Origin of the sequence: Arthrobacter sp. NPDC097144 (assembly GCF_044762205.1) — a bacterium.
Taxonomy (GTDB): domain Bacteria; phylum Actinomycetota; class Actinomycetes; order Actinomycetales; family Micrococcaceae; genus Arthrobacter_B.
Genome location: NZ_JBIWDW010000004.1, coordinates 273480 through 297547 on the forward strand (window position 1 = coordinate 273480; position 24068 = coordinate 297547).

Annotated in this window: 16 protein-coding genes and 1 pseudogene; 10 read left to right on the forward strand and 7 right to left on the reverse strand. The window is 67.1% G+C overall.

All coding sequences use genetic code 11. From position 1 onward, the window contains the following. The first annotated feature begins 19 nt into the window (after positions 1 to 19). The 3 genes from ACIQXM_RS11235 to hemL are packed head-to-tail and all read left to right on the forward strand — an operon-like array spanning position 20 to position 3244. On the forward strand, positions 20 to 901 hold the full coding sequence (locus ACIQXM_RS11235; RefSeq protein ID WP_400931421.1) for a uroporphyrinogen-III synthase: 882 nt from the start codon (positions 20 to 22) through the stop codon (positions 899 to 901). A gap of 34 nt (positions 902 to 935) precedes the next feature. Next, complete coding sequence (hemB, locus tag ACIQXM_RS11240) at positions 936 to 1919, forward strand: porphobilinogen synthase (RefSeq protein WP_400931423.1); 984 nt, start codon at positions 936 to 938, stop codon at positions 1917 to 1919. Next, entirely contained in the window at positions 1919 to 3244 is a 1326-nt protein-coding gene (gene hemL, locus ACIQXM_RS11245; protein ID WP_400931425.1) for a glutamate-1-semialdehyde 2,1-aminomutase, read from the forward strand. The genes hemB and hemL overlap by 1 nt, the downstream gene beginning before the upstream one ends. 73 nt (positions 3245 to 3317) lie before the next feature. Here hemL and ACIQXM_RS11250 read toward each other — a convergent pair whose 3' ends face one another. The 4 genes and pseudogenes from ACIQXM_RS11250 to ACIQXM_RS11265 form a co-directional block, all read right to left on the reverse strand. Next, positions 3318 to 4157 (reverse strand): MetQ/NlpA family ABC transporter substrate-binding protein, encoded by an 840-nt coding sequence (locus ACIQXM_RS11250; RefSeq protein ID WP_400931427.1) that lies wholly within the window; start codon positions 4155 to 4157, stop codon positions 3318 to 3320. A 288-nt stretch (positions 4158 to 4445) separates the two neighbouring features. After that, positions 4446 to 5123, reverse strand: a pseudogene (locus ACIQXM_RS11255) (methionine ABC transporter permease); the annotation flags it as partial. Beyond that, positions 5120 to 6109, reverse strand: a complete 990-nt coding sequence (locus tag ACIQXM_RS11260) for a methionine ABC transporter ATP-binding protein (protein WP_400931429.1) — start codon at positions 6107 to 6109, stop codon at positions 5120 to 5122. The gene ACIQXM_RS11260 and the pseudogene ACIQXM_RS11255, both read right to left, overlap by 4 nt. Positions 6110 to 6443: 334 nt before the next feature. After that, the gene (locus ACIQXM_RS11265) at positions 6444 to 7127 is read right to left on the reverse strand and encodes a 3'-5' exonuclease (RefSeq protein ID WP_400931431.1); all 684 of its coding nucleotides are present in this window, start codon (positions 7125 to 7127) and stop codon (positions 6444 to 6446) included. Between the two features lie 72 nt (positions 7128 to 7199). Here ACIQXM_RS11265 and ACIQXM_RS11270 point away from each other — a divergent pair, with 72 nt between their 5' ends. Genes ACIQXM_RS11270 through ACIQXM_RS11280 form a run of 3 tightly spaced genes read left to right on the forward strand, consistent with a single transcriptional unit; the run spans position 7200 to position 14445 of the window. Next, entirely contained in the window at positions 7200 to 7604 is a 405-nt protein-coding gene (locus ACIQXM_RS11270; RefSeq protein WP_400931433.1) for an MGMT family protein, read from the forward strand. Beyond that, entirely contained in the window at positions 7601 to 10927 is a 3327-nt protein-coding gene (locus tag ACIQXM_RS11275; protein WP_400931435.1) for an ATP-dependent helicase, read from the forward strand. Before ACIQXM_RS11270 ends, ACIQXM_RS11275 begins: the two co-directional genes overlap by 4 nt. After that, the gene (locus tag ACIQXM_RS11280) at positions 10924 to 14445 is read left to right on the forward strand and encodes an ATP-dependent helicase (RefSeq protein WP_400931437.1); all 3522 of its coding nucleotides are present in this window, start codon (positions 10924 to 10926) and stop codon (positions 14443 to 14445) included. The genes ACIQXM_RS11275 and ACIQXM_RS11280 overlap by 4 nt, the downstream gene beginning before the upstream one ends. A 46-nt stretch (positions 14446 to 14491) precedes the next feature. Here ACIQXM_RS11280 and ACIQXM_RS11285 read toward each other — a convergent pair whose 3' ends face one another. Further along, positions 14492 to 15889, reverse strand: a complete 1398-nt coding sequence (locus ACIQXM_RS11285; protein WP_400931439.1) for a macrolide 2'-phosphotransferase — start codon at positions 15887 to 15889, stop codon at positions 14492 to 14494. A gap of 141 nt (positions 15890 to 16030) precedes the next feature. On the opposite strand from ACIQXM_RS11285, the gene nudC reads away from it, so the two are divergent. Together nudC and ACIQXM_RS11295 are read left to right on the forward strand one after the other, a co-directional pair. Then, positions 16031 to 16993 carry an NAD(+) diphosphatase gene (nudC, locus tag ACIQXM_RS11290; RefSeq protein ID WP_400931441.1) on the forward strand — a complete coding sequence of 321 codons (963 nt, stop codon included), beginning with the start codon at positions 16031 to 16033 and terminating at the stop codon, positions 16991 to 16993. After that, positions 16990 to 19107 (forward strand): ATP-dependent DNA helicase UvrD2, encoded by a 2118-nt coding sequence (locus tag ACIQXM_RS11295; RefSeq protein ID WP_400931443.1) that lies wholly within the window; start codon positions 16990 to 16992, stop codon positions 19105 to 19107. The genes nudC and ACIQXM_RS11295 overlap by 4 nt, the downstream gene beginning before the upstream one ends. A 41-nt stretch (positions 19108 to 19148) precedes the next feature. On the opposite strand, the gene ACIQXM_RS11300 is transcribed toward ACIQXM_RS11295, so the two are convergent. Beyond that, on the reverse strand, positions 19149 to 20219 hold the full coding sequence (locus ACIQXM_RS11300) for a ThiF family adenylyltransferase (RefSeq protein ID WP_400931445.1): 1071 nt from the start codon (positions 20217 to 20219) through the stop codon (positions 19149 to 19151). A gap of 136 nt (positions 20220 to 20355) precedes the next feature. Between ACIQXM_RS11300 and ACIQXM_RS11305 the strand changes: the two genes are divergently transcribed. Next, the gene (locus ACIQXM_RS11305; protein WP_400931447.1) at positions 20356 to 20997 is read left to right on the forward strand and encodes a M48 family metallopeptidase; all 642 of its coding nucleotides are present in this window, start codon (positions 20356 to 20358) and stop codon (positions 20995 to 20997) included. 48 nt (positions 20998 to 21045) lie between these two features. Here the strand turns inward: ACIQXM_RS11305 and ACIQXM_RS11310 are convergent, their stop codons facing one another. Then, positions 21046 to 22494 (reverse strand): zinc-dependent metalloprotease, encoded by a 1449-nt coding sequence (locus ACIQXM_RS11310; protein ID WP_400931449.1) that lies wholly within the window; start codon positions 22492 to 22494, stop codon positions 21046 to 21048. A 304-nt stretch (positions 22495 to 22798) separates the two neighbouring features. On the opposite strand from ACIQXM_RS11310, the gene ACIQXM_RS11315 reads away from it, so the two are divergent. After that, complete coding sequence (locus ACIQXM_RS11315; protein WP_400931451.1) at positions 22799 to 23941, forward strand: PDZ domain-containing protein; 1143 nt, start codon at positions 22799 to 22801, stop codon at positions 23939 to 23941. The last annotated feature ends 127 nt before the right edge of the window (positions 23942 to 24068 follow it).

A 24068-nucleotide genomic window follows, 5' to 3' on the forward strand; every position in this document is an offset into this window, starting at 1 on the left:
TTGACCGGGAGCCGCTGACATGCCGGAGCAGCAGGAAACGCGGCCAAATCTGGCCGGGCTGAATGTCGTGTTGCCGCGCACCCCGGACCGCGCCGCCGCAATGACCGCCGAACTGGCGGCCTGCGGGGCGAAAGTGTCCCTGATGCCGCTGATCGATTTCCAGTTCCCCGATGACACGGCAGAGCTGGACGGCGCGCTTCGGTCCCTGCGCTCCGGACGGTTCGCCTGGGTGATCTTCACCAGCGTGACCACGGTGCGGGCGATGGTGCGGCGCTGCGCTGCCCTGGGCCTGCCGGCGGCCTCGGTGATTCCCGCCGGCACGCGCATCGCCGCTGTCGGCAGCGGAACGCGGACGGCGCTGGAGGACATTGGGCTGGACCTTGACCTGATGCCCGAGGGCGACCAATCCGCGCGCGGACTCGCTGAATCCTGGCCGCACCCCGAGGACTCCGACCCCGAGGGCGGGGCACTGCGCATCCTGCTGCCGCAGGCAAACCTGGCGGACCCTGCTCTCCGCGAGGCCCTGACTTCCCTGGGATGGGACGTCCGCGCCGTGACCGCATACTGCACCGTGGATTATCCCGCCACGGGCGTCCGTTTTACTCCGGCCGCCGATGCCGGCCCCTCCGGCGGAGACCTCCTGATGACGCCGCAGGAATTCGCCGCCGCCGCACCTGCCGGCCCCCGGGCCGTGGTGCTGACCTCACCAAGCATCGTCCGCCGGTTCCTTCGGCTCTGTGCGCCCGTGCCGCCGGGCACCGTGCTCGTTGCCATCGGGGACAGCACCGCCGCGCAAATGGCTGAACTCGGCATGCCCGCGGATGCAGTGGCGGACCAGCCAACCCCTGAGGGAATAGCGCGGGCACTGTCTGTTGCTATGTCTACGGGTCCTACAAACTAGTTCCCCATCATTACCGGAAGGCAGATTTACCTCTATGAGCTTCCCCCAGCACCGTCCCCGCCGGCTCCGCACCACGCCCGCCATGCGCCGGCTGACCGCCGAATACCGGCTGGATCCGGCCGAGCTGATCCTTCCCGCCTTTGTCCGCGAAGGCATTACCGAGCCCAACCCGCTCACCTCCATGCCCGGCGTCGTCCAGCACACCCTGGATTCCCTGAAAAAGGCCGCCGCAGAGGCTGTTGAGCTGGGCGTGGGCGGGATCATGCTCTTCGGCATTCCCGCAGAGCGCGACGCCGTCGGCAGTGCCGGCACGGACCCCAACGGCATCCTGAACCGCGGCATTGCCGCTGTCCGCGAGGAAGTCGGCGATGACCTGGTCATCATGAGTGACGTCTGCCTGGACGAATTCACGGACCACGGACACTGCGGCGTGCTGGATGAAAACGGCGTGGTGGACAATGACACCACCTTGGAGATTTACGGGCGGATGGCTGTGGAGCAGGCACGCGCCGGTGCGCACGTCCTGGGCCCCTCCGGCATGATGGACGGCCAGATCGCCGTGATCCGCCAGGCCCTGGACGAGGCCGGTTTCACCGATGTTTCATTGTTTGCCTACGCAGCCAAGTACGCCTCGGCGTTCTACGGCCCGTTCCGCGAAGCTGTGGATTCCCAGCTGCAGGGCGACCGCCGCACCTACCAGATGGATGCCGCGAACCGTCGCGAAGCCCTTCTCGAAGTGGAACTGGACCTTGAAGAAGGCGCGGACATGGTGATGGTCAAGCCGGCCATGAGCTACCTGGATGTGCTGGCTGACGTGGCCGCCATGTCCCCGGTCCCGGTGGGCGCCTACCAGATCTCCGGCGAGTACGCGATGATTGAAGCCGCCGCCGCCAACGGCTGGATTGACCGCCGCCGGTCCATCGAAGAGTCCGTCCTGGGCATCAAGCGGGCTGGCGCGAACATGATTCTCACCTACTGGGCCACCGAACTGGCGGCCTGGCTGAAGGAAAGCAAGTAATGTCCTCTCCTGTCTCACCGTCTTCCTCCGAAGAACTCTTCGACCGCGCCCGGGCACTGATGCCCGGCGGCGTGAACTCACCGGTCCGGGCCTTCGGCTCTGTGGGCGGAACGCCGCGCTTCATGGTCTCCGCCAAGGGCCCGTACATCACGGACTCCGAAGGCCGCGAATACGTGGACCTTGTCTGCTCCTGGGGGCCGGCCCTGGTGGGGCACTCCCACCCGGACGTCATCGCCGCCGTGCATGCCGCCGTCGACAACGGGCTGTCCTTCGGCGCCTCCACCCCGGCCGAGGCCGAACTGGCACAGCTGGTCATGGACCGGGTGCCGGGAGTGAAGCGCCTGCGCATGGTTTCCACCGGCACCGAAGCGACCATGACCGCCGTCCGGCTGGCCCGCGGCTATACCGGCCGGAACCTGATCATCAAGTTCGCCGGCTGCTACCACGGCCACCTGGACGGACTGCTGGCCTCCGCCGGCTCCGGACTGGCCACCCTGGCGCTTCCGGGCTCCGCAGGCGTCACCGCTGCCACCGCCGCGGAGACGCTGGTGCTGCCGTACAACGACGTCGCTGCCGTTGAGAAGGCCTTTGCCGAACACGGCGCGGACATTGCCGCCGTCATCACCGAAGCGGCTCCGGCCAACATGGGTGTGGTGACTCCGGCGCCGGGCTTCAACGCGGCCCTGTCCCGCATCACCGCCGAAAACGGCGCCCTGCTGATCCTGGACGAGGTCCTCACCGGCTTCCGCACGGGTCCGGCCGGCTACTGGGGCCTCACCGGCGCGAAGGAAGGCTGGACACCGGACCTGTTCACGTTCGGCAAGGTCATTGGCGGCGGCATGCCCGTCGCCGCTCTGGGCGGCCGCGCCGACGTCATGGACTATCTGGCCCCGCTGGGCCCGGTCTACCAGGCCGGCACCCTCTCCGGCAACCCGATCGCCATGGCTGCCGGTGTTGCCACGCTCAAGGCCGCCACCGCTGAGGTCTACGCCACCGTGGATGCACGCTCCGCCGAGCTCTCCGCCGCGGTGTCCGCCGCCCTGACCGATGCCGGTGTGGACCACAGCATCCAGCGGGCCGGCAGCCTCTTCAGCGTTGCTTTCGGCACCTCCGCCACAGGCGTGCACAACTATGAGCAGGCCCAGGCGCAGGAAGCCTTCCGGTACAAGCCCTTCTTCCACTCCATGCTGGAGAGCGGTGTCTACCTGCCGCCGTCGGTCTTTGAGGCCTGGTTCCTGTCCGGCGCGCACGACGACGCCGCGATGGAACGCATCTACGCTGCCCTTCCGGCGGCCGCCAAGGCTGCCGCCGACGCACAGCCGTAGGCCCAACGCATAAGAACCCCGCACCTCCCTTTCGGGACGTGCGGGGTTCTTTGTTTGTGGCTGTTGACTGCTGCTAGAAGGCGGCGGTCACGTCACCGTTGGGCCAGGTCTTTTCAATGTATGCCTTGACCTCGGGGGAGTGCAGCAGCTCTTCGAGCTTGTCGATCCGGGCATCCTTGGCGCCGGTCTTCCAGGCCAGGAAGTTGGCATACGGGTTGTCCTCGACAGATTCCACCAGCAGGGCGTCATCGGTGCTCAGACCGGCAGCCAAGATGTAGTTGCCGTTGAGGATGGCCAGGTCCACAGTGGGATCACTGAGGTCGTTGACCAGCAGCTCCGGCTGGTTCTCCACGAAGTCCAGGCCCTTGGGATTCTGCTCGTCCGTCAGGGCGAGCACCGAAGCGTCAGCCTGGATGTTCTCCAGCAGCCCGGCTTCCTGCAGCAGGGTCAGGGCACGGGCCTGGTTGGAGGGGTCGTTGGTGATGGCCACGCGGGCGCCGTCGCCAACGGCGGAGATGTCCGTCAGTTTTTCCGAGAACACGGCGTACGGCTCAACGTGAACGCCGGCGCCGTGCTCAAAGTCGTACCCCTGGGATTCAACCTGGGATTCAAAGTACGGCAGGTGCTGGTAGTAGTTCGCATCCAGCGAGCCGTCGTTCAGGGCGATATTCGGCGTGACGTAGTCATCGAATTCCTTGATATCCAGTTCGAGGCCGGCGTCGGCCGCGAAGTTGTCGGCCACATACTCCAGGATCTGGCCCTGCGGCAGCGGGCTGGCACCCACCGTCAGGGTTACCGGGTTCGCCGGATCCAGAGTGTCAACGGATTCGCTGGAGGTATCGGAGCCTCCGCAGGCGGACAGCGCCAGGGCAGCGGCCACACCGGTGGCAACGAGAGTCAGTGATTTACGCATCGGGTGCGTTCCTTTCAGGGAACCCGGGCCGGAAGACATCCAACCCGGACAGTGGGCAGCTAGCGGCTACTGGCTGCAGATTCCCGTCCAAACCGCGGCCGGCAAAGGCAGCGGACGGCGGGAAAAGATCAATGATCAGCGGCGGATGTCCGCTGTATCGGGGACGCTGGGGTCGGGAACGTGATCCGAGCCGGCCGGCGGCGCAACAACGCTGACGTCGAGGGCAGCGGCACCGGGGGCACCGGCGGAAGCGGTCCGACGGCGGCGCTTGGACCCGCCGTCGGCGGAGCGGTGATCCACTCGGCGGGCCACAAGGTCTCCGGCGATCTGGATGATTTGGACAATCACCACAATCACGATGATCGTGACCAGCATGACCCCGCTGTCGAAGCGCTGGACTCCGTAGTTGTAGGCCAGCTTGCCCAGGCCTCCGCCGCCTACGATGCCCGCCATGGCGGAGTAACCCACCAACGTGACCATGGTGGTGGTCAGGGCAGCAACCAGACCCGGCATGGCTTCCGGAAGCAGGACCTTGGTGATGACCTGCGTCTTGGTGGAGCCCATCACCAGGGCCGCGTCGATCTTGCCGCCGGAAACGTCCCGCAGTGCGGTTTCAACCAGCCGGGCGAAGAACGGGATGGTGCCGATGCTCAGGGCCACGCACGCAGCGATCGGGCCGATCGAGCTGCCGGTGATGAACCGGGCGAGCGGAATGAGCGTCACCATGAGGATCGCGAAGGGAACCGAGCGGGTGATGTTGACGATGACACCGCTGACAATCCGGTTGGTGACCGGCATGGGCCGCAGCCCGCCGGATGCACTGGTGTGCAGGAAGATGCCCAGCGGGACACCGACCAGCAGAGTGACCAGCCCGGAGATTCCCACCATCTGGAGGGTTTCCACCAGGGCGTCCGGCAGGGCTTTGGTGATGCCGGGGTTGTTGAAGAGTTCAGTCAGGAAATTCATGCGGCCACCTCCACGGCGACGCCCTGATTGGCGAGGTAGTCGGTTACGGCGGTCATGTCCGTATGCACGTCCAGCTGGATCCGCAGACGGCCGAAGCGGCTGCCGGCGAGTGTCTCGACGCTTCCGGCGAGGACATTGACATCGGTGTTGAAGCGCCGGGTGAGGGCGGAGAGCACGGGCTCGGTGGCATTGCCGCCGGTGAGCAGCAGCTCCAGCACGGGGCCGGTGGGATCTCCGGGCAGAAGCGGGGTGGCGGGCAGCGGAATGAGCTGTTTGGCCAGCCTGCCGCGCAGGTTCGAGGCCACCTCGCTCAAGGGGCCGTGCTCCGCCACCCTTCCTGCTTCGAGCAGGGATACGGAGTCGCAGATGCGCTTCACGACGTTCATCTCATGGGTGATGATCAGCACCGTCAGGCCCAGCCGGTGGGACAAATCCGAGATCAGGTCCAGGATGTCATCGGTGGTGCCGGGGTCCAGGGCCGAGGTGGGCTCGTCGCACAGCAGGATGTCCGGATCCGAGGCCAGCGCGCGGGCAATGCCCACCCGCTGTTTCTGTCCGCCGGAAAGCTGCGCGGGATAGGCGCCGGCAAAACTCTCCAGTCCCACCAGGCGAAGGAGGCTGGCCACCTTGTCCTTAATGTCCTGCTTCTTGGCTCCGGCGAGTTCCAGCGGATGCGCGATGTTGGCGGCCGCCGTGCGTGAATCCATCAGGTTGGCGTGCTGGAAGACCATGCCGATGCGGCGCCGGGCGGTGCGGATTTCGGAGTCCTTGACCGCGGTCAACTCCCGCCCGTCAATGGTGACTGAGCCCGACGTCGGCCGGTCCAGCAGCGTCAGGCACCGCACCAGGGTGGACTTGCCGGCGCCGGAATGTCCGATGATCCCGTGAATGGATCCCCTGGGCACGCTCAGGCTCACGCCGTCGAGCGCAGTGACGTCTCGGTCGCCCTGGCGGTATACCTTGCGCAGGTCCGTAACTGTGATCATTGATCCTCGTGGTCTGTTAATCGGGGCTGGTCATCGGACAGCTGCCAGGGCACGCAAGGGTGCCGGGGCCGTCCGTATGCCGGGGCCAACTGGAGGTGTCTGCCAATCGCGTGGCACGAGACGCGGGACCGCGGGAGGAACCCCGCCACAGGGTTCTCCAGGGCACGCCTGGGGCGCCATCAGCGCCTAACACAGCTGCAAGTATCTCATGCAGAGGCCCCAAGGCATGATTCGTTGGTGCTGTGTGAAGCAGTGCTTCGGGGTGCGGCTCCGTATTACGCCGTACACCTGCCGTCCCGTCCTGCAGCCGGGGGCTGCGGCGGCAGGATGTCCTTTAGCCGCGGGCCGGCCAGGTCCCGTCCACCACCGCGCCCGGATCCTTGCGCCGCAGATAGTCCTGGAAACTGGCAGCCTGTTCGCTGGCCCACCGGACCTGGTCCCGGTGGAGCTGCGAGGCGTCACCATGCAGTACGGGGAACTTTCCGGCCAGGGCCCGCGCGACGCCAATCGTGGCCATGACATCGGCAGCGGAGGTGTGGGCGTTTTCGAAGCCGATGCCGTAATGCTCGGTCAGCGCCGTCAGGGTGCGCTTTCCCCGCCGGTAACGGTCCACCTGCTTGTCCAGGATGTAGGGGTCGATCACGGGTGCGGGAACCGGAGCAGACAGGCCGAAGCGGCTGCACTCGCGGTTCAGGACGGTGAAGTCGTAGGAGGCATTGAATGCAAGGACGGGAATGCCGGCGGAGAACATGCTGCCCAGCACCCCGGCGATTTCGGCGGTTACCTCGGCAGCGGGACGGCCCTGTGCACGGGCGTGTTCCGTGCTGATGCCGTGGATGGCTGCCGCCTCGGCGGGAATGTCTTCTTCCACGGCGGCGAGCCACTCATGGTGCTGCAGAACTTCCCCCCGGCCGTTCACGAGAATGATGGACGCGGTCACGATGCGTGCCGTCTGCGGGTCGCGGCCGGTGGTCTCAAGATCAAAGGCCGCGTGGGGAAGTTCATGCCAGCTGTTCATCAAATAAACGTACCGTTGGCCACTGACATTCGAAGATTCGGGCGTCCCTGCCGCCGGGACTACGCTGGTGACATGCGCAGGAACTATGTCGACGCCGTGCGTTCGGTGGTTGGGCTGATTCCGCCCGCACATGTCCTTTCTTACGGGGATGTGGCGGAGATCCTCAGCCAGGGCGGTCCGCGGCAAGTGGGCGCCGTTCTGTCCCGGCACGGATCGGGGCTGCCCTGGTGGCGGGTGATCCGCGCCGGCGGCGAACCTCCGCGGTGCCACGGCCGGCGGGCCTGGGACCATTACGCGGCCGAAGGCACCCCGGTGAAGGGGACCCCGGACGACGACGGCGGCGGCTACCGGGTGCGGATCGGCGCGGCACGGTGGTTCCCCTCGGAAGCGGACTGGGCAGCACTCGAGGCATTGCGTGCCGGGCTGGCTGAAGCCGGTCCGAAAGTGTCGGCAGGACGTGATGAAGTAGAGGCATGAGCGTAAAACTGCACCTGGTGGGGCCCTCGGCGGCAACTGCACAAACCCCGGAGCTGACCCCGGACCAGCAGACAGTGGTGGACCTGCCCGCCGGCAGCGGGCCGGTCCTGGTGCTGGGCGCCCCCGGCACGGGCAAATCCACGGTGCTGGTCGAAGCCGCCGCTGCCCGGATCAACCGCGGCCTCGATCCCGCGGGACTGCTGCTGCTGGCCCCCACTCGTCTGGCCGCGGCGGCCCTGCGCGATGCCCTTTCCGCCCGGCTGCAGGGCACGCTGAGCACGTCCCCCGCCCGAACCTGGGCTTCCTATGCTTTTGACCTGATCCGGCGCGCCAAGGCGGAGGGCCGCCTCCCCTACCTGACGCGGGCTCCCAAGCTGCTGTCGGGTGCGGAGCAGGACGTCATCATCAAGGAACTCCTGGAAGGGCACGGCCAGGACGGCATTCCTGCCCTGCCCTGGCCTGAGTCACTGGACCTTGCCCTGCCTACGCGGGGCTTCCGGCAGGAAATCCGGCAGCTGTTCGACCGCATCATTGAGTACGGGATCTCCTCGGAAGAGGTAGCCGATCTGGGCCAGCGGCACAACCGGCCTGACTGGGTGGCTGCCGCCGCCCTGTACGCGGAATACCGGGACGTCCTGGACATCCGCATGCCGGAAGCCTTCGACCCGGCCGGGATCATCACCACCGCATTGGAAATCCTGGAAGCCGATCCGGAATTCCTGGCAGCAGAACGTGCCCGGCTGCAGCTCATCCTCGCGGACGACCTGCAGGAGGCCAACCCTGCCATCCACGCCCTGCTGGGCCTGCTCGCCAAGGACAGGGACGTGGTGGTGACCGCCTGCCCGGATACCGTGGTGCAGGGCTTCCGCGGAGCCCGTCCGGACCTGCTGGGCACACTGCCTGCCACGCTGGGCGAAGGACTGCAGACCTTCGTCCTGTCCGGTCCGCACCGGCTCACGGGGTCCATTGCCGCCGCCTGGCTGCGCACTGCCTCCCGCATTTCAGTGGTCGCACAGCTTCCCCGGTACCGGGCCGCTGTGCTTCCCGCCGCTGATCTTCCCGTTACCGGGGCGGAGGAACCGGCCGAGGACGCAGTCCAGGGCGAAGTACCTGCTGACGCGGTGGTTGCCGGACGGGCCGAGGCCCACGTCGTCGATTCGCCCATGCATGAACTGCGGTACATCGCGCAGCGGATTCTCCAGGCCCAGCTGCTGGACGGGCGGCGGCTGGAGGACATGGCCGTCATCGTGCGCACGGGAGGCCAGCTGGCACGCATCCAGCGCTACCTCAGCGGCCAGGGCATTGACGTGAAGGTTCCTGTGGCGGAGAAGGCAGTGCGCGACGAAGCCGCCGTCCGCCCGCTGCTGGAGGCCTTCGCCGTCGTCCTGGACCCGGACCTGCTGACCCCGGAAACTGCGGTCTCGCTGCTCACCTCACGGATCGGCGGCGCCAGCTCCATCGAACTGCGCCGCCTGCGCCAGTCCCTGCGCCGGGAAGAAATGCGCGGCGGAGGCGGACGCACCAGCGACGCCCTGCTGGTGGAAGCCCTGACGGACCCGCTCTCTCCCAGTGGACTCGCGCTCGCCGGCCTCTCCTGGGAAGCGCGTGCCGCCCAGCGGCTGGCCGCGATGCTCCGCGCCGGGCGCGCTGCGGCGGACCAGCCCGGCGCCACGGCCGAAACCGTGCTCTGGGCACTGTGGTCAGTCTCCGGCTGGTCCAAGAAATGGGCCGACGCCGCACTGTCCGGCGGGCCTGCCGGCGCCAGGGCGGACCGGGACCTGGACGCGATCATGGCGCTGTTCCAGACTGCTGAACGCTATGTGGACCAGCTGCCCGGTTCCACCCCGGCCCAGTTCCTTGACTACCTGACCAGCTCCGAACTGCCAATGGATACGCTGGCCGCCCGCGCCCAGCGCCGCGACGCAGTGGAACTGCTGACACCTGCCAGCGCCGCAGGACGGGAATGGCCCATGGTCATCGTTGCCGGCGTCCAGGACGGCGTGTGGCCCAACCTCCGGCTGCGCGGAGAGCTGTTGGGCAGCGGGGACCTGGTGGCCGCCATCGAGCACGGTGACGGGTTCGCCCGGCACCGCAGCCCGCAAACCCTGATGCACGCCACCCGGCACGACGAACTGCGCAGCTTCTCCACTGCCGTCTCGCGTGCCCGGGAGCTGCTGATCTGCACGGCCGTGTCCTCCGACGATGAGCAGCCGTCCCCGTTCCTGGATCTGGTGGAGCCCCTCCCCGCGGAAGCCGTGAAGCGGGAACGCACGGAGGTGCTGCGTCCGCTCACGCTGCGCTCGCTGGTGGCCGAACTGCGCGCTTACGCACAGCAGCCGCAGGAGAAACCGGATCTCGCCCGTGAGGCCGTGCATCATCTCGGGACCATGCTCAACCACCCGGTGCGCGTGCCCGGCGCGGCACCGTCCGAATGGTGGGGGCTGGCACCGCTGTCCACTGACGCCCCGGTGGTTCCCGGGGAGACTCCCATTCCGGTGTCACCGTCCAAGGTCGACGCCGTGCTGAAGTCCCCGCTGAGCTGGTTCGTTTCCGCTGCCGGAGGGGAGCAGGCCACCGACTTCGCCCGTTCCCTGGGCACCCTGGTGCACCAGATTGCCCAGGACCTGCCGGACGCGTCCGGCGGCGAGTACGTCGCGGAGCTGCAGCGCCGCTGGCCGACCCTGGGGATGAAGGACAACTGGGAAGGCAAAGTGGACTTCAAGCGTGCCGAAACCATGGTGCGCAAACTGGCGGAGTACGTCATCAAAATGCGCCGGGAAGGCCGCTCCCTGGTGGATGTGGAGCGGGACTTCGCCGCCGAGCTGCCGGTGGAAATCCGCGGACAGGAACGGACCGCCCTGCTGCGCGGCCAGATTGACCGCCTGGAGATCGACGCGGAGGGCCGGTTGTTCATTGTCGACCTCAAGACCGGTAAATCGTCCCCCAAGAAGGATGATCTCAAAGAGCACCCGCAGCTGGCGGCTTACCAGGAGGCCGTCCGGGAGGGCGCCGTAAACCGGGACAAGCCTGCAGCGGAGGGGGAGAACCCCGCCTCGGAACCGCCCGCGCCGTCGTCCCTGCCCGGCGGGGCCGCACTGGTCCAGCTGGGCACAACCAGCAAGGGCGTATCCGTGCAGGAACAGGAACCGCTGGACCCTGAAGACACGCGGGCGCAGGACATGATCCGGACGGCGGCTGCGCTTATGTCCGATTCCACCTTTGACACTGTGCACGACCCAACCCGCAGCGGATTTGGCGGCCACGGCTGCCGTCTGCCTGAAATCTGCCCGCTCTGCCCCGAAGGAAAGCAGGTCACCGAATGAGTGCCTCCCTGAGTGAAACCCTGCACCCAGAGGTTCCAGGTGCCCCCCGGTATTCGGCCCGGGAGTTGGCTGAAATGCTGCACACCGATCCGAAAAGCTCCGTGCAGTACCCCACGGAGGATCAGGTCGGCATCATCGAAGCGCCGCTGGAACCGCTGCTCGTCATTGCCGGTGCGGGCTCCGGGAAAACCAAAACCATGGCTGACCGGGTGGTGTGGCTGGTGGCTAACCAGCTTGTGCGTCCGGAGCAGATCCTGGGTGTGACCTTCACCCGCAAGGCAGCGGGAGAACTGGAGACCCGCATCCGGCAGCGCCTTGACCTGCTGCACCGCGTCCTCGAGGTTGGCACAGCGGATCCGGGCCTGATTCCGCCGGGAACCGATCCGGATGAAAGTGCGGACGCCCGGCTGGATCCCACCGTGTCCACCTATCACTCCTACGCGAACGGAATCGTCAACGACTACGGCCTGCGGCTGGGCGTGGAGCGGGATTCCGTCATGCTCGGGGGCGCCCAATCCTGGCAGCTCGCCACCGAGGTGGTCGAGGGATATGCCGGCGATTTTGAACACTTCACCGCAGCCAAATCCACCCTGGTCAACGGTGTACTCCAAATGGCCGGCGAATGCGCCGAACATCTTCAGAGCCCCGCAGACGTCCGGGAGCACCTGGTGTCGCACCTGGCCGCAGTTTCCGCCCTGCCGTACCAGGCCGGCAAAACCAAAGCCGCAACCGCTGCAGTGCAGAAGCTGATGGACCGGCTGCGCACCCGGATTTCCGTTACCGAGCTGGTGGAGAACTACCGCAGGGCCAAGTCGGAGCGCCGGCAGCTGGACTTCGGCGACCTCGTGGAACTTGCTGCCCGGATCGCCGCCACGATCCCCGAGGCCGTGGAGATGGAACGGGCAAAGTACAAGGTAGTGCTGCTGGATGAATTCCAGGACACCTCCCACGCCCAGATGGTGCTGTTCTCCCAGCTGTTCGGTGACGGCCGTGCCGTGACCGCCGTGGGCGATCCGCATCAGTCGATCTATGGTTTCCGCGGCGCGTCAGCGGGCCAGCTGGGCACCTTCCGGGACCAGTTCCCGCTGTTCCTGCCAGACGGCTCACGGGCGCTCGCTCCGGTGGCCAACCTGTCCGTGGCCTGGCGCAACGCCACCTCCATCCTTGCCACAGCCAACGCGGTCTCGACGCCGCTGAATAGCACTGCGCCCTGGCTGAAGGAGCAACGGCTCCCGCAGGTTCCGGAACTGCAGGCCCGCCCCAAAGCCCCGGTGGGCGAGGTGTACCTCGGCCGCTACCTGGCCGATGTTTCCGTTCCTGCGCACGGAGAAGCCGAGGGGGTCCAGGGCGAAGCGGATGCGGTGGCGGAGCAGGTGCTGCAGCACCGGAAACGGTGGTTCGAAACCGATGACGCGGGCAAGGAACTCCAGCCCACCGTGGCTATCCTTTGCCGCGGCCGCAAACAGTTTGGTCCTATCCGGGAAGCCCTCGAGGCGCGCGGTATTCCCGTCCAGATTGTTGGGCTGGGCGGGCTGCTGTCCACCCCCGAAGTGGTGGATGTCCTCGCAGTCCTGCGGGTCCTCGGCGATCCGGGGCGGTCCGATTCCATGCTGCGGGTCCTGGCCGGAGCCCGCTGGCGGATTGGCCCCGCCGACCTGATGGCTTTGGCTGACTGGTCCCGGCACCTGGTCCGGGTCCGGGAACGGGCCATGTCCGTGGCGGATGCTGCGGATGTCCACCGTCCCGACGAGGCGCCGGACGGCACTGAAACAGTGGTGGAGGCAGACATGGCCGAAGCCGGCTCACTGGTGGAGGCCGTGGACTCCCTGCCGCGGCCGGATTGGGTTTCCAACGCGGGCAGGTCCATCTCCGCAGAAGGTCTGCGCCGGCTGACGCTGCTGCGCGATGAGCTGCGGGACCTGCGCAGCTATGTCGGAGAAGATCTCACCACCCTGATCGGCGAAGTTGAACGCCGGATCCTGCTGGACATCGAAGTGGCGGCCAAGCCCGGGGTCACCATTCATGAGTCTCGGCGGAACCTGGATGCCTTCATAGACGCCGCCGCCACTTTCAGCTCCTCGAGCGAGCGGGTGGACCTGATGGCCTTCCTGGCATGGCTGGAGGCAGCCAACGAGGAAGAAAACGGTCTTCCGGTGACGCAGCTTGAGGCCAGCCGTGAAGCCGTGCAGCTGCTGACGGTTCATGCTTCCAAGGGACTGGAATGGGACGTAGTGGTCATTCCTGGCCTGAATGAGGGCCAGTTCCCCAATGACCGTGATTCGCGCTGGAGCAGCGGAGAGGGGGCCATCCCCTGGCCGCTGCGCGGGGACGCCCCCGATCTTCCCCAGTGGGACTGGGAGCAGGAGGACCAGAAGAGCTGGGTGGACAGTGAGAAGGCCTTCAGCGAAGACGCACGCGGTCATGCCGAGCGCGAGGAACGCCGTTTGGCCTATGTGGCCTTCACCCGGGCCAAGTACGTGCTGATCTGCACCTCGAGTGTGTGGGGAGGGGGGCGGTCCAAACCAACTGCGGTCTCGCGCTATCTGCAGGACCTCTACGACCTGGGGGAAGCAGGAGCGCACGGTTTCCGCCTGATGTCCTGGGTGAAGGAGGGCGACGAAGGGGACACCAACCCGGCCAACGCCGATGTCCAGCGCAAAAGCTGGCCCATTGACCCCCTGGGGGAGCGGCGTCCCGGCATGGAGGCAGCCGGAGCTGCCGTACTTGAAGCTGCAGCCCGGCAGACGGCTCGCGTGGGCCAGTCGGAAATCGACATCCTGACAGACGTGGACGGCCGCGCCGGTGAGGATGCGCATGAGTCCTCCGGGAGTGTGTTTGAGCCTACGCGGTGGGCCAAGGAAGTGGAGCTGGTCCTGGCCCGGCACCGCCCCTCGGATGAAGTGGTTGAGGTCGAATTGCCCGCCCACATTTCCGCTTCCCTGCTGGTGGACCTGAAAGATGATCCGGACGAGGTCACACGGCAGCTGCGGCGGCCCGTGCCGCGGGAGCCGGGCATGGCGGCACGCAAAGGAACGGCATTCCATGCCTGGGTGGAGGAGTTCTTCGGCACCAGCGGAATGCTGGACATCGACGAGCACCCCGGCGCTGCCGACGCCTACGTGGACGAGGCCTATGAGCTCGACGACATGATTGCCACCTTCGAGTCCTCACCGTGGGCCAGGCGGACTCCGGCCTACATCGAAGTTCCGGTGGAGACACGGGTGGATACCGTGGTGGTGCGCGGACGCATCGACGCAGTCTTCCAGGACGAGGACGGCACCTGGGACCTGATTGACTGGAAAACCGGAGCACCTCCCACGCAGGACAAGCTTGAGGTCCGCTCCGTGCAGCTGGCCGTCTACCGGCTGGCGTGGGCCAGGCTGAAGCAGGTGCCGCTGGAGAAGGTCAATGCGGCGTTCTACTACGTGGCCGCAGACAAGCTCATCCGTCCCTTCAACCTGCTGGGCGAAAAGGAGCTGGAGGACATCATCCGCGGGGCCAACTCGGCGGAGTCCTAGGGAGTGCTGCAGCCGGCTGGCCTGTTGGAGGGGCGGCCGGCGGCCGCTACTTCCTCTTCTTCAGCCGCCCTGACTTCTTCGAGAAACCGGATTTCTGCGCCTTGGCCGTGCCGGTCTTCCCGTCCGGGTCCAGCTCCCGGGTGCCTGCTGCGGCCGTTGAACCCTCGGATGAAACGGCGACGACGGCGATCGCGCCCGTCTCTGCGGCATCCGAGGATTGCGGCTCAGTTGCTGCTTCCGCGCCGGCCGGACCCTGGCCGCCGGACTCGGCGGAGCCTGCCGGGGCGTCGTCAATGGGCATGACGCTCACCCGGGTGGACACCGCGTGAACCCCTGCGCTTACGGACGGCCTCTTCGTCGGAGCGGGGCGGGTCACCGGCAGGACAACCGAAGGGGCGGCGGCCGAGGCGGAAAGAGCTGCAGCGGCCCGGATGGCCTCCTCAGCGGCCGCCCTTTCTGCCTCGGCGGCTTCGGCTGCGGCTTCAGCGGCGGCTGCCGCTGCTTCCTCCGCCTCGATCTTCTCTGCAGCTTCCTGCTCCAGGATGTCCGCCTCGAGGGTGGCGAGCATTTCCTCGGCCTCGGCAATCATGGTGGAGTTTTCAGCAGCCACACCTCGCACCAGCCACTGAGCGAGGGCAAACTCAGCGGACAGGGCGGCACGGCGCATCAGGTGCGGGTCCGGTGCTTCCGGGCGGGCCTCCTTGTAGGCTGCATGCACCGCCTCGGTAAAGGCCGGGTCATTGGCCGCAATCAGCCAGGCGAAGTCATCTGCGGGGTCTCCGATGCGCAGATCCGTCCAGCCGGTGACGGCGCTGATCCGGCCGTGGGAGACGAGCAGGTTGTCCTCATGAAGGTCGCCGTGAACCACGGAGCAGTTGAAGCGCCACAGGGTGACATCTTCCAGGGCGTGTTCCCAGCGCCGCAGCAGCACAGCGGGAATCTTGCCCGTGGTGGCGGCCTGGTCCAGCTCATTGAGCTTGCGCTGCCGGAATTCGTTCGCCGAGTAGCTGGGCAGGTCGGCGTCGTGCACCAGATCATGCGGCAGGCTGTGGATGGCAGCCATCGCACGGCCCACTTCCCGGGGCAGTGTTCCGCTCTCCGCCACCAGCGAATCAATGTCGCGTGTGGAGCCGGGCAGATGGGAGTACACAAACGTGCACAGATCTCCCTGCCGGACGGTCCCGGCCACATGCGGGAGGGCAAACGGCAGCTCTGCGCGCACCGCGGGCACAAAGGCCCGGAGCACCAGCAGCTCGGTTTCCAGCCTCATGCTGGCATCAATGTGCTTGGGAGAACGTACCCGCCATTGCTTTCCGGCGTCGTCAACCAGGACAGCGGAGTCAAAGTCCGCGGCATCGTCGGGGGAGCCGGCGACGCCGGTGGGGGTCAGCCCGGAGACGGCGGCGCTGGCCAATGCGGCCAATTCCATGGGGGTGCGTTTCACATCTTTAACCGTAGAGGTACATGTGGCGCGAATAACCATAGGCTGGCGGCGAGTCGCCGGATGCGTGAGCAATAACTCACACGGGGCAGGTAGCGGAAGTCCGACTACAGGTTGTTGGTCGCAAGTCAGTACGGTAGAGACATGAGCAGCCCAGCACCGGTAGCAGTTGTACCCCCTCTTGGAATTTTGCCGCTGGCCCGCACGGCGGTGGACCGCGGTTCGGACCGCCGCGTGGCAGCGGACCTGTTCGAACAGATCCGTGCCAACCCCTCCACCCGCGTCATGTACATGGCCGGAGGGAAGGCGCTGATCAGCAGCACCGAGGTCGTGCTCGGCCCCGTTGCGCACAGCGGCTTCGGGGAGGTGCCCGTCTATCTGGGCCGCACCCTGGCTGACGCACAGGAACCGGCGGGCACCGACGTCGTCCTGGTGACCTTGGACGAAGAAGATCCGCTGCTGGAAACCGACGGCGCCCGGTGGGCGTCGCTGCGCGAAGTCGCCGTCCTGCTGGGCGAACTGGATGCGGCCCTGTTCGTCGAAGCCGCCGCCATCTCCAACTGGCACGCAGCGCACACCCACTGCCCGCGCTGCGGTGCCGCCACCGTTCCGGAGCAGGGCGGCTGGGTCCGCCGCTGCCCCGAGGACAACAGCCAGCACTTTCCCCGCACCGACCCGGCCATCATTGTTGCCATCACCGACCCGCAGGACCGCATCCTGCTGGGCTCCGCGGCGGCCTGGAAGGGCAACCGCTACTCAACCCTGGCGGGCTTCGTCGAGCCCGGGGAATCCCTGGAAGCGGCCGTCATCCGCGAGGTCGCCGAAGAATCCGGGCTGACCGTCCACTCGCCGCAGTATCTGGGATCCCAGCCCTGGCCCTTCCCCTGTTCCCTGATGCTGGGCTTCACCGCCCGCACCGAGGACGCAGAAGCCACCCCGGACGGCGTCGAAATCTCCGATGTGCGCTGGTTCACCCGTGAGGAACTGGGAACTGCCGTGGCCAGCGGCGAGATCACCATCGCAGGCGGGATTTCCATCGCCCGGAACCTGATCGAACGCTGGTACGGAGGACCCATCAAGGAGCCGGAGCTCGAGGCGCAGGCATGAGCCCAGACTCCGTTGAAGCCCGCATCCTCGCGGGACTGGATGATGAACAGCGCGAAGTAGCCACCTCCCTGACCGGACCGCTGTGTGTCCTTGCCGGTGCCGGAACCGGCAAGACCCGGGCCATCACGCACCGCATGGCGTACGGCGTGCACACCGGGGTCTACAAGCCCCAGCGCGTGCTGGCAGTAACATTCACTGCGCGCGCCGCCGCGGAAATGCGGACCCGGCTGCGCGATCTGGGTGCCGGCGGTGTCCAGGCCAAGACGTTCCACGCTGCCGCGCTGAAGCAGCTGCAGTATTTCTGGCCGCAGACCGTGGGCGGCCAGCTTCCGGACCTGCTGAGCCACAAGGCCCAGTTCATTGCCGAAGCAGCCCGGCGCCTGCGGCTCTCCACGGACCGCGCTGCCATCCGCGACGTCGCGGCCGAGATCGAGTGGGCCAAGGTGTCCATGCTGACCCCCGAAAGCTACGTCTCCGCCGCCAAGGGCCGGGACGCCCCGGCCGGTTTTGACCTCATCACCATCTCCCGCATCTTCCAGGCCTATGAAGACGTGAAGGTGGACCGCAACGTCATCGACTTCGAGGACGTCCTGCTGATCACCGTGGGCATCCTCCAGGAAGATGAGCGGGTTGCCGCCACGGTGCGGGACCAGTACCGCCACTTCGTAGTGGACGAGTACCAGGACGTCTCCCCGCTCCAGCAGCGGCTCCTGGACCTGTGGCTGGGCGGACGTGACGAGTTGTGCGTGGTGGGCGACTCCAGCCAGACCATTTACTCCTTCACCGGCGCAACGTCCAAGCACCTTTTGGGTTTCCCGTCGCGGTTCCCCAACGCCCCCGTCGTCAAGCTGGTGCGGGACTACCGCTCCACGCCCCAGGTGGTGGGCCTGGCTAACCGAATCCTGGCGGCCCGCACCGCTGAGGGTGAGCGCTCGCGCTTTGCCCCTCCGTGGCCCAAACCGCTGGAACTCATTGCCCAGCGCCCCGCAGGGCCCGAGCCCACGTTTACGGAATGCGCGGACGATGACGCCGAGGCCGCCTCCGTGGCCGAACGCATCAAGACGCTGATCAAGGACGGCGTGCAGCCCGCGGAGATCGCCATCCTGTTCCGCACCAACGGACAGTCCCAGGCCTATGAACAGGCGTTGGCCTCTGCCGGGATTGGCTACCAGCTTCGCGGGGGAGAGCGGTTCTTTGCGCGGCGCGAAGTGCGCGACGCCATGCTGCAGCTGCGCGCTGCATCACGCTCCGTGGGCAACGACCCGGTGCCCCAGCTGGTGCGCGACATCCTGGCTTCCCTGGGCTACACCCCCGAGGCTCCGGCCGGCGGCGGAGCGGTGCGCGAAAAGTGGGAATCGCTGGCGGCACTGGTGTCCCTGGCCGACGAACTCACTGCCAACCGCACACAGGACCCCGACGCGATCTTCACCCTGATGGACTTCGTCGCCGAGCTCGACGAGCGTGCTGCCGCCCAGCATGCTCCCACGGTCCAGGGCGTCACCCTCGCGTCCCTGCACTCCGCCAAGGGCCTGGAATGGGATGCAGTGTTCCTGGTGGGGCTGAGCGAGGGGCTCATGCCCATTTCCTTTGCCGACACCCCCGAGGCCGTGGATGAAGAGCGGCGCCTGTTGTATGTAGGCATTACCCGTGCCCGCGAACACTTGTCCCTTTCCTGGTCCACGGCACGCACCCCGGGCGGGCGGGCCAACCGCAAACCGTCCCGGTTCCTGGACGGCCTGCGCCCGCAGACCACCCGCGACCTGCAGCGCAGCGCTGCACCCAAGGCACCGGCACGGCGCAAATCCAGCGGTCCGGCCAAATGCCGCGTTTGCGGAACCCTGCTCACCACCGGTGCCGAGCGCAAGGTCGGCCGGTGCGGGGAATGCCCCGTGACCTACGAAGAGAGCACATTTGATGCCCTGCGGGAGTGGCGCAGGGAAGCGGCCTCGGAAGCGGGGATTCCCGCGTTCGTGGTGTTCACGGACGCCACCCTGGTAGCGATTGCCGAGGACCGCCCGCCGTCCCTTAACCGGCTGGCCACCCTTCCCGGTGTTGGGCCCTCAAAACTCGAGCGCTACGGGGAAGCTGTTCTTCGGGTGCTGGCGGATAATTAACCGCTGACCGCCGGCGGGCGGGAAGCTAGCAGCGCCGCGAGCTAGGAAGCCCGGGCCGGGGCGCCCTTCTGCTGCAGCCGGCAGCCGCAGCCAGGGTGGAATGAGAGCTTCTTGAACCCGATGTACCCGTCTGCGGCACGCAGCACTAGTACGGCCGACCACACGGCAGGCTGGACCACGCCGTCCAAAAAGGCCAGGGCCTGGGCGGCCGCGGTCCCGGCGGCCACAAGCGAGCCGGAGGTTTCCTCTCCCTCGGGTGCGGCCTCGGCTGTTTGCCGGCTGAGGGCGTCGGCGGCGGAGTACCAGGTGGTGTCGCCGTCGGCCAGCTGCCGTTCCAGGCACTCCAGGCAGGGGGTCAGCCCCGGCACAACAAGCGGACCCACGTCCACCCCGGTTTCCTGGACAGTGACGGTCAGTTGCGGATGCTCCCGTGCCGGCACCCCATCCCTCCGTCCGGCCAGGGGCGGGTTTCCGATGCAAACGGCCAGATCCAGGTGCATAGCCCGCGCGCCGGGGCGCCGGGCCGGATTGGTCAGGACCTGGACCGTGGGATCCACCCGGTAAATGTGGCGTTTGACGGCCTCGGCCCGGCCCATGCCCAGATCGGTGAGGGTATAAGCGGGCCCGAGGTCTGAGGGAAGGACAATTCCGGTGTCCGAGAGCATCAGGGTCCCCACTCCTCCTGAGGCCAGCGTCCGGGCGAGCAGCGCCCCGGTGCGGCCCAGCCCGCTGATTTCGACGGCGGCGCGGGCCCGGCGCCGGATCAGCGCGGAACCGTTCACTGAGTACGCTGCAGAAAGCCTGTCACTGTCCGCGGCGAGGCGTTCGGCCCGCAGCGCCGGCACTGCTGCTTCGCCCGTTTCCGGTACGTCGGGAAAAGGCAGCAGGACCGGGGAGAGAGCCTGTGTCAGGGCGTGCGCCCGCTGCGGGGGAACGGCACACCGGCGGGCCTCGGCGGCTTCCGTTCCGTCGCTAAGTCCGGTCCGCAGGGCGGCAAGGAACGCAAGATCGGTGTTCTGCAGCCCGCGCAGAATCAGGGCGTTGGGCCCCAGTCCGTACTGCCGGATTGAGTCTGAAACCTCCAGCACATGAAGTCCGGGATTGATCCGCATGGAAACCTCCAAAGTGGATATCCGCCCTGCAGCAGGCGGGAGGGGCCTGTTGAGCCATCTTGGCATGCCTTTCGGAAGGGGCGTGCGGTTATCCACAGGTGTCCGGGTGTGCCGTTGCCTCGCCTAGGGTTAAGTCATGTCTTCAGGAGATGCACCCCGCTCGGCGCAACGCAGGTTCCAACCCGGCGGGAGTGCAGTGCCATCCGTAACCAGCACGGGCATCCCCATTGAAGTACGCCGATCGGCCAAGCGCCGGCGTACGGTGAACGCCGCCTTCCGGGACGGAAAGGCAATCATCTCGATTCCGGGCCACTTCACGACGGCCCAGGAAGCGGAATGGGTCTCTCGCATGGTGATGCGCCTGGAACAGCGCACGGCTCCGTCGCGGCTGCCCGAACCGCGGGACCGTGCCGGTGAACTTGCCGAGCGGGCGGCTGAGCTGTCCCGGCGGTATCTGGGCGGGGCTGCCCGGCCGGTATCGGTGCGCTGGGTGAGCAACCAGAATTCGCGGTGGGGGTCCGCCACGCCGGCCCGCGGCACCATCCGGTTGTCGGACAAGCTGCAGGGAATGCCCGGCTGGGTGGTGGACTATGTGCTGCTGCACGAACTGGCACACCTGATCGAAGCGTCCCATTCAGCGGCGTTTTGGCGGCTGCTGGAGGCCTATCCGCAGACCGAAACCGCGAAGGCCTATCTCCAGGGGGCGGCCTTCGCCTCTGCCCGCGGGCTGGAAGGCGCCATGCAGGAAGACCAGGGCGCAGAAGAGCCGGGCGACTAGCTTTCGCCCGCCGCCCGGCTCCTCACAGTCTGCCCAGTCCTGGACCGGTTAAGGCTTGGGAGTCCCGCCCTCGCCGGACGGGTTTCCATCTTCGCGGTTGTCCGGGTCCTCATTCGAGCCGTCTTCCGGTGTTTGGCCGGAGGCCTCCGGATCTTCCGCGGGAGTATCGAAACCGCCGTCAAGCAGGCGCTGCAATGCCGCATCGACGTCGGAATCGGACGCCTCCAACAGCTCACGCCGCTTGCTGAAGCCCTGGGGATCATCCAGGTCCTTGGAGGTGGGCATCAGGTCCGGGTGCTCCCAGACGGCGTCGCGGCCTTCAATGCCCCGTTCCTCACGCAGCTGTGACCACAAAGCGGCAGCATCCCGAAGCCGGCGCGGGCGAAGCTCAAGGCCCACCAGGGAGGAGAAGGTGTGCTCGGCGGGTCCGCCGCTGGCACGGCGGCGGCGGATCATCTCCCGCAGGGCGCCGGCGGAGGGCAGATTGACGGTGGCGGCGGCGGTGACTTCGTCCACCCAGCCCTCCACCAGGGCCAGTGCTGTTTCAAGGCGCTCCAGCGCCGCAGCCTGGGTGGGGGTGCGCTCCGGCTGGAACACTCCGCCGGACAGGGCTTCCTGAATGGATTCCGGATTGGACGGGTCCAGATCCCGGGCCACTTCTTCAATCTTGGAAATGTCGATGTGGATCCCGCGGGCGTAGCTTTCAATGGCACCGAAAAGATGTGCGCCCAGCCAGGGGGCGTGGGTGAAGAGCCTGGCGTGGGCAGCTTCCCGAACGGCAAGGTACAGCCGGATCTCAGTCTCGGGGATGTCCAGGCCTTCACCGAACTTGGAAACGTTTGCGGGCAGCAGCGCCATGGTTCCGCCTGCCAGCGGAAGGCCGATGTCGGTTGAGCTGACAACCTCCTTGGAGAGGGCGCCCACGGCCTGGCCCAGCTGGATACCGAACATGGCGCCGCCCATATTGGCGAGCATGGAGGACGCTCCGCCCATCATGGTCTTCATTTCTTCCGGCATCTGGGTGCTGATCGCATTGGAGAGGGCCTGCGAAATGCTCACCGCAACCGGTTCCGTCAGCCTCTTCCAGGAATCCATGGTGGCTTCCACCCACTCGGCCCGGCTCCAAGCCTGGCCCAGTGCGGAGATGGACGCGAAGTCGGTGACCGGATCCAGCCACAGCTGCGCGATGTGCAGGGCTTCATCCACTTCCCGGCGCTGCGCCGGCAGCACCGAGGGGTCGCTGTCGCTTGCCGCGACGCGGCGGGCGTTGTCCTTGGCGAGCTGCCAGTTGACGGGGCCTTCCGACGGAGCGCTGAACATCGCCTGGACCTGCTGGAAGATCATGGCCATTGCGTTGGGGTCGGAGGGCAGGCCAGCAGCCTTGGCCAGCTCCTGCGGATCCATCCCCCCGGCGCCCGCTCCGCCAAAGAGCCGGGCAAGCATCTCAGAAAGCGGATCCTGGGGCGTGTCCCCGGAGTCGGAAGGGTTGGAGCTCATGGATACCACCGGTCCTGTGGAAGATTGACGTGCATTGCGCGGTGCAGGAGCCCGCCGTCGGGCGGGGCGGCTGCTCCGGATCATGGACCGCCTGAAACGACCATGGTTTCCTTACGTTACCGGCCCGCCGGGATGCCTGTCCTGTATTCCCGGTTACGTTCGCTGTTGGCAAAGCGCCCCGGCAGCCCCACGCAGGCTCCCGGCCCGCCCGCCCGGACACCCCGGGCGGTAGGCTGGTGCCAGTGTTCGCCGTGTCGGCCCTACAGGCTGCCGCGGATTCCCGCCTCAGAAAAGGGTAGGCCGCTTGCGCCCCTCAAATAATCCGCATGATCCCTCTGCCGCGGGTGCCGCTGCTCCGCTGCAGCCCCGCCCCGACCGCCGCCGGTCCAGCCCGCGGTCGCGCGCGCTGGTGGTTTCGGGGGCACTGACCCTGGCGCTGGGCGCCGTCGCCGTGTTCCTGCCCGCACCGTACGTGGTGGAGGCTCCCGGCCCCACCTTCAACACGGTGGGAACGGTGGAAACAGGAGACGGTGAAGAGTCTCCCCTTATCAATATTGAAGGGGCCACCACCTATCCCACCGACGGTGAGCTTGACCTGACCACGGTCTATGTTTCAGGAGGCCCGGGCAGCGCCATGAGTTTCCTTCAGGCCGTCGGTGCCTGGCTGGATCCGGAAGACGCCGTTGTCCCCGAGGAATTCCTGTACCCGCGCGGAACAACGGGCGAAGACGTGGATGAGCAAAATGCATCAGCCATGACCTCATCGCAGGAAGCAGCTGTGGCTGCAGCTCTGCGTGAACTGGATATTCCCTTCACGGAGGAGCTCGCCGTGGCGGACCTGGTGGAAGGCTCGCCGGCTGCCGGAGTGCTGCAGGCCGGAGACACCCTGGTGCGGATCGGAACCACGGACATCGACGGGATTGACACCCTCCGCTCGGAACTCCAGGAAAACGGTGGCGAACCGGTTCGGGTCACATACCGCCGGGACGGCGCGGAAGCCACGGGGGAGGTCACCCCGGTGCTGGGGGACACGGGTTCCTACCAGCTCGGAATCTTCCTCGCGACGAGTTTCGATTTTCCCTTCGATGTCACTATTGCCCTGGACAACGTGGGCGGTCCGTCCGCAGGCATGATGTTCGCCCTGGGGATTATCGATCGGATGACGCCCGGAGACCTGACCGGCGGAAAGCACTTTGCGGGTACCGGCACCATCGATTCCGCCGGAAACGTCGGCGCCATCGGCGGCATAGCCCAGAAGATGGTGGGCGCGTCCGACGCCGGTGCCGACTTCTTCCTCGCACCGGCGGACAACTGCGGCGAAGTCACAGGGCATATCCCGGACGGGCTGGACGTCATCAGGGTGGCTACCCTTGACGAAGCACGCGCAGCCGTTGAAGCGTTGGCTTCGGGATCCGACCCGGCGGGGCTGGCCCAGTGCACAAGCTAGCCTCCGCAGACCGCCTGCTGCGTGTGCGGCGGGGACGCCGAAAGGCTGCCGCCGCGCCGCGCCGCCCATCACGATCGTGAAAAGGTTCTTGCCCAAGGGCCCGGCGAGGTGCCCGGCGCAGGGAAGA

Excerpts from the sequence above, each read along its gene's own strand:
- ACIQXM_RS11280 (WP_400931437.1), top strand. The coding sequence starts at position 10,924 with ATGAGTGCCTCCCTGAGTGAAACCCTGCACCCAGAGGTTCCAGGTGCC.
- hemL (WP_400931425.1), top strand. The coding sequence starts at position 1,919 with ATGTCCTCTCCTGTCTCACCGTCTTCCTCCGAAGAACTCTTCGACCGC.
- ACIQXM_RS11295 (WP_400931443.1), top strand. The coding sequence starts at position 16,990 with ATGAGCCCAGACTCCGTTGAAGCCCGCATCCTCGCGGGACTGGATGAT.
- ACIQXM_RS11275 (WP_400931435.1), top strand. The coding sequence starts at position 7,601 with ATGAGCGTAAAACTGCACCTGGTGGGGCCCTCGGCGGCAACTGCACAA.
- nudC (WP_400931441.1), top strand. The coding sequence starts at position 16,031 with ATGAGCAGCCCAGCACCGGTAGCAGTTGTACCCCCTCTTGGAATTTTG.
- ACIQXM_RS11310 (WP_400931449.1), bottom strand. The coding sequence starts at position 22,494 with ATGAGCTCCAACCCTTCCGACTCCGGGGACACGCCCCAGGATCCGCTT.
- ACIQXM_RS11250 (WP_400931427.1), bottom strand. The coding sequence starts at position 4,157 with ATGCGTAAATCACTGACTCTCGTTGCCACCGGTGTGGCCGCTGCCCTG.
- ACIQXM_RS11265 (WP_400931431.1), bottom strand. The coding sequence starts at position 7,127 with ATGAACAGCTGGCATGAACTTCCCCACGCGGCCTTTGATCTTGAGACC.
- ACIQXM_RS11270 (WP_400931433.1), top strand. The coding sequence starts at position 7,200 with ATGCGCAGGAACTATGTCGACGCCGTGCGTTCGGTGGTTGGGCTGATT.
- hemB (WP_400931423.1), top strand. The coding sequence starts at position 936 with ATGAGCTTCCCCCAGCACCGTCCCCGCCGGCTCCGCACCACGCCCGCC.
- ACIQXM_RS11305 (WP_400931447.1), top strand. The coding sequence starts at position 20,356 with ATGTCTTCAGGAGATGCACCCCGCTCGGCGCAACGCAGGTTCCAACCC.
- ACIQXM_RS11260 (WP_400931429.1), bottom strand. The coding sequence starts at position 6,109 with ATGATCACAGTTACGGACCTGCGCAAGGTATACCGCCAGGGCGACCGA.
- ACIQXM_RS11235 (WP_400931421.1), top strand. The coding sequence starts at position 20 with ATGCCGGAGCAGCAGGAAACGCGGCCAAATCTGGCCGGGCTGAATGTC.
- ACIQXM_RS11300 (WP_400931445.1), bottom strand. The coding sequence starts at position 20,219 with ATGCGGATCAATCCCGGACTTCATGTGCTGGAGGTTTCAGACTCAATC.